Genomic DNA, 4,975 nt, shown 5'->3' on the forward strand with positions numbered 1-4,975 from the left:
GCATTAAAGTGGCGTTTGCGTTTGGCTCTAATTGCTTGCTTGAGTTTATTACTCAGTTCAAGTGACATGTGCTGATCAATCCACCCAAGAACCAGATTGGGTTCATGCTCTATTTTTTTTAACTGTTCAATTGCAGCTAGAGCTTCACTTTTGTCTACATAACGAGTGATTGTTTCACCATCCTTCCACTTATTAATTAAGTATTGCCACTTCCAACCCGATTCCAAATTTTCAAGCTGTTGATATTTCATAACGTAAAATCCATGCCAAGTTAGGGTGACAGCGTAACCCACCATCGTTCAGAGTTCAATTTTTGGATTCAAAAAAGCGAACAAGATCAAGCATAATAATGGAGCTGTTAGACATTGCTATTTTTCTATATAATCTGGCTTCTTTTAATAAACACTAGATTTCAATGACTCAAAATATTTGGCGTTCAGTCACACCTCAGTATGATCAATTCCACTCGCAACTAGCTCAGTACCCTAGTCTATCTCCGGTAACATTACTCGACACACAGCCCAGACTAGCAACCGCTATTCAGCAGTTTGTTCAATTGAAAGGTTTTACACGAGTGATGTTGATCAACGCGCCAGATAACTCAATCTATCGTCAATTAGTCAGTCAAAAACTTCAAGTAATAAAGCCAAACTCGCACGTTATTTGTACAGAGTCCCTCGATATGGGGACTATCTTTGGCCAATACCGCGCTGAAAATGGGCTTATCACCAGCGAAATTCCTGGTTTATTGGATAAAGCCAATGGTGGTTATCTTCTGATCTCCGCTAATATGCTGCTGGCTAATCCTAAAATGTGGCCATTATTAAAAGCGGCAGTATTAGGCGAAGATGTAAGCCCCATTAATTGTGATGCTAAATCACCACACCCCTCACCAATCTCTAAAAAATATGAGGTCAAACTGATCATTTTAGGTGATAGGAACCAGTTAGCCGATGTCGACTATTTGGATGCAGACGTCCGCTCAAGCTTTTGTTTCTACACCGAATTAGAGTTGGACCTGAAAATTGATGAACAATCGATATTGACCTACCTCGCTTATTTGCGTTGGATATCTGAAGAATACCAACTCCCTACACTGACTGAAGATGCCATTCCTGCTCTTATGACCGCAGGTGCCCGTTTCACGGAAGATCAACATTACACACCGTTATGTGTAATATGGCACAGAACACTCATAGAAGAAGCGGCCTTAGAGTCAAATCAGTATCCGATTACTAAATCTCATATCGAAAGTGCCTTAGACAAACGCTATTATCGAGAGTCTTATCTGCAGCAACGAGCACTCGACGACATACTTGATGGACAGGTAATTATCGAAACTCAAGGCGAACAAGTCGGCCAAGTCAATGGATTAACAGTGATCGATGTTGCTGGCCATCCTCTTTCCTATGGTGAACCAGCTCGTATCTCATGCGTTGTGCACTTTGGTGACGGTGATATTACCGATGTCGAACGCAAAGCCGAGCTCGGTGGTAATTTGCATGCAAAAGGCATGATGATAATGCAAGCCTTTGTAAGCAGTTCAATGAACCTTGACGCACCGCTTCCCTATTCTGCTTCGGTTGTCTTCGAACAATCATACAGCGAAGTGGATGGCGACAGTGCATCACTAGCCGAGTTATGTTCTTTAGTAAGCGCTTTATCTGAACATCCCATTAACCAACAAATCGCTGTGACAGGTGCGGTTGATCAATTCGGGCGAGTCCAAGCTGTTGGCGGGCTAAACGAAAAAATTGAAGGCTTCTACCATGTGTGTAAGCATCAGGGATTCACGGGTGGACAAGGCGTCATTCTACCAAGAACAAATCTAAAACATCTTGCGCTTCATAAAGATGTAGTCAATAGCATTAAAAATGATGAATTTCATATTTGGCCAGTCGCTACAGTTGATGAAGCCGTACCGATCCTCATGGGTGCGTCATTCAGAGGCGATGACGAAGAAAGCATCATTAATAAAATTGCTCAACGTATTGAAAACTTTGAAAGGCATGACCAATCACACAGTATTGCAGAGCGCATTAAAAACTGGTTTGTGTAGCACTGATCGGAGTTGTTTAGCGTACACGTGTTCCCTAATATGCACCCTATCAAAAATTGGAGTAACTGATAATGCAGAATAAACGAGATTCATATAATCGTGAAGACTTACTAGCCTCTAGCCAAGGTGAGCTTTTTGGGCCTGGCTACCCTCAATTGCCAGCGCCAAATATGTTGATGATGGACCGCATCACGAAAATGTCAGAAACCGAGGGCGAGTATGGTAAAGGCCTTATTCTTGCTGAGTTAGATATTACTCCTGATCTATGGTTCTTCGATTGCCATTTCCCTGGCGATCCTGTAATGCCTGGCTGTTTAGGTTTAGATGCGATGTGGCAATTGGTTGGTTTCTTCCTTGGCTGGGTTGGTGGCAAAGGAAAAGGCCGGGCATTAGGTGTTGGTGAAGTCAAGTTCACAGGTCAGATCCTACCAACAGCAAAAAAAGTAACTTACGAAATCACGATGAAACGCGTTGTTAACCGTAAACTTGTAATGGGCCTAGCTGATGGTCGCGTTCTTGTCGATGGCAAAGAGATTTACGTTGCAAAGGATTTAAAAGTAGGTCTTTTCCAAGATACTTCTGCTTTTTAATGACGTTAAACTATTCATAAGCGACTCATAGAGTCGCTTTTTTCTCATCAAAACACTTAGTTATAGTGCTTTAGAGTGACTTAAATACTAAAAAGCCCCTTCCGGGGCTTAAATCCTTTTGCATGTATGTGGGAGTTTATTTGTAGAGACCAGCTTGTTTGTCATCTCTGGCATCGCGCCAACCACCTAGCCAATATGAACGAGCGTCCGTTTGTTGATAAGGGCAAGCCTCTACGGAACGTCCGTTTAAGCCAGCTTTATACCCATGAGACTGTGCTCTTTCAAGGCGATCACGCTTTTGTCTCTTCATCATAGTGTAGTCCTCATACAGTAACTTGTGTCTTACATACAACTATTAAATCTACATGGCATATCTGTTACGCCACAATTAAGAATTGCTCAAAAATTCGACTTTCTCAAGTTACAAAAAAGGCGCAGATTCTAAATTGTGAACTTGCGCCATTCTTTACACTATTTAATTATTTTCTGCGGAACCCAAAGAGAGCAAGTAGTGTCAGAGTAATCCACCCCATACTACCGCCTTTACGTTCAACGGGCGGAAGTGCCGTGCTGCGGACTTCAATATCGCTAGCCGCCGCGCCAGCAATCGGGATCAGTTTAATCGCGACAACGCTTTCACTTCCAGAAGTACAGTATGAGTTATGGGAGAAATCGTCATAGCCACCAGTACATTTAAATGCACTTGCTGCAATCACACCATCATCGTTGATATCTGAGGCTTCAAAAATACGGAACTGGTTGTTATGTTGTGAGTAAGCCCCACCGTTGGTTAGATCATCTAACCACCAACCTTGGTTCTGGAACAATGCCATTCTTGCTGCATTACTCCCTGTACCGTTGAAAGGATAGATAAAGCCACGATGACGACGTTGTTTGCCTCCATCTTCACGACCTTTTTCTGCATCGATTTGACCGACAATTTCATTGAAATTGTTGATCGCTTTCGCTTCACCGCCAGCACCAGTAAAGAAAATTCCACCTGATAGATAGTTAGCTACAGGCGTTCCGCTATTGGCATCCGACACAAAAATACGGTTTGCTGCTGCGCCGCTTTCAGGTTTGTCGCCTTTGCGTTTTGTTTCACCGATCACGATTAAATGGTTATTAATATCTGTCGCTAATGAGTTGGAGTAAATCACATCTCCATCCACTTTCAGTTCTGTGCCAGTAATAACCTTACTACTCCACATATCATGCTTAGGAGTTGTTACGTCGTAACTTGCATTAGGATAGAATACCGTTGCTTGCATTCTAAACACATTATCATCGCGATAGGTATTAAAACCAGCCATAACTGGCTTGTTAGCGTAACTGCCAGATGTAGGAACAGCAGCGCCTCTTACACTTGCTTGTGCAGAGTATCCGCTACGGTTTGCTTCAACATCACCGACCCACCCTGTTACGCGGTAACCCGTCGAGGTAGATGCTGTGTCCCACATATAAGCTTGGGTTGCAAAAGCAAAGTTTTGGCATTGACGAGTCGTTTGAGGATCAACACTGTCATTCACACAAGTGTTAACATCACCGTTATAATCTTTATTGTCGTCATCGCTATTTCCAGTTAAGTAAGAGCTTACCGATGCACTGCCTACTACAAACTTATTTGGGCTATCACCAAATACATCATAGGCAAATGTTCGACCCATTTTTTCAACAATTTTATTATTTGTGTCTTTGACAATTGTGGTATCCGTTGGTGGATTTAAAATATTGCCATTATAAAAACCACGTTGACGGTAGCCTAGAGCGTAATTACTCCCAGACTGTGTGTAACCGCTGCTCGTAATACCAAAAGCAGAAGTACCGTCTAACCCAGTTAAAACGGTATTCTGAGTATTTGCAATAGAGCCAAAAGTCAAAACAACTTGCGATGAATTAACAAAGGCCGCTGCATTTTGTAGATAACTACCATTATCCCAAGCATCACGCTCACGTTTCAAACCGCCAGTTTCAACATTGTTGTACTCAAAACCATGCCATTGCTTATCAGCCCATGCCTCACAAGTAGAATAACCGAGTTCGTTAGAGCAATAGTTTTTGAGATCATCAATATCCTGATAAACAAAACGATTATCCATTTTGAATGGCACTTCATCATGATAGGAAATGCCATCAGAACCATTGAGCGTATCGCCACCAAACGCAAAAGTATTACAGCTATTTCCGGCCGTAAAACATCCAAGAGATTTGCTGAAAGGTTATCTTTTTGTATTGCCCTTCCGTAATATTCATTAGCGACTAAGTTACCGGGTGTCACTTCTACAATTTGGTAAAGTGCAGCATGAGCTTGAGTGGCAGCCAGAAT

At 42.3% G+C, this 4,975-nt stretch carries 4 protein-coding genes and 1 pseudogene; 2 read left to right on the forward strand and 3 right to left on the reverse strand.

Annotation, left to right across the window (positions count from 1 at the left end; all coding sequences use genetic code 11):
• Positions 1-251: pseudogene (locus AACQ17_RS06295) on the reverse strand (macrodomain Ter protein MatP); the annotation flags it as partial.
• A 164-nt stretch (positions 252-415) separates the two neighbouring features.
• Between AACQ17_RS06295 and AACQ17_RS06300 the strand changes: the two are divergent.
• Both AACQ17_RS06300 and fabA read left to right on the forward strand, forming a co-directional pair.
• Complete coding sequence (locus tag AACQ17_RS06300) at positions 416-2,059, forward strand: S16 family serine protease (RefSeq protein WP_010320551.1); 1,644 nt, start codon at positions 416-418, stop codon at positions 2,057-2,059.
• A 71-nt stretch (positions 2,060-2,130) separates the two neighbouring features.
• Entirely contained in the window at positions 2,131-2,649 is a 519-nt protein-coding gene (fabA, locus tag AACQ17_RS06305; protein WP_013856904.1) for a bifunctional 3-hydroxydecanoyl-ACP dehydratase/trans-2-decenoyl-ACP isomerase, read from the forward strand.
• Between the two features lie 136 nt (positions 2,650-2,785).
• Here the strand turns inward: fabA and rmf are convergent, their stop codons facing one another.
• The gene (gene rmf, locus AACQ17_RS06310) at positions 2,786-2,959 is read right to left on the reverse strand and encodes a ribosome modulation factor (RefSeq protein ID WP_010320553.1); all 174 of its coding nucleotides are present in this window, start codon (positions 2,957-2,959) and stop codon (positions 2,786-2,788) included.
• Between the two features lie 169 nt (positions 2,960-3,128).
• Positions 3,129-4,748, reverse strand: coding sequence for a DUF3466 family protein (locus AACQ17_RS06315; RefSeq protein ID WP_240507701.1), 1,620 nt, complete (start codon positions 4,746-4,748; stop codon positions 3,129-3,131).
• Between the last annotated feature and the right edge of the window lie 227 nt (positions 4,749-4,975).

It is taken from the genome of Vibrio sp. V10_P2A27P122, assembly GCF_963874335.1.
Lineage (GTDB): Bacteria > Pseudomonadota > Gammaproteobacteria > Enterobacterales > Vibrionaceae > Vibrio > Vibrio anguillarum.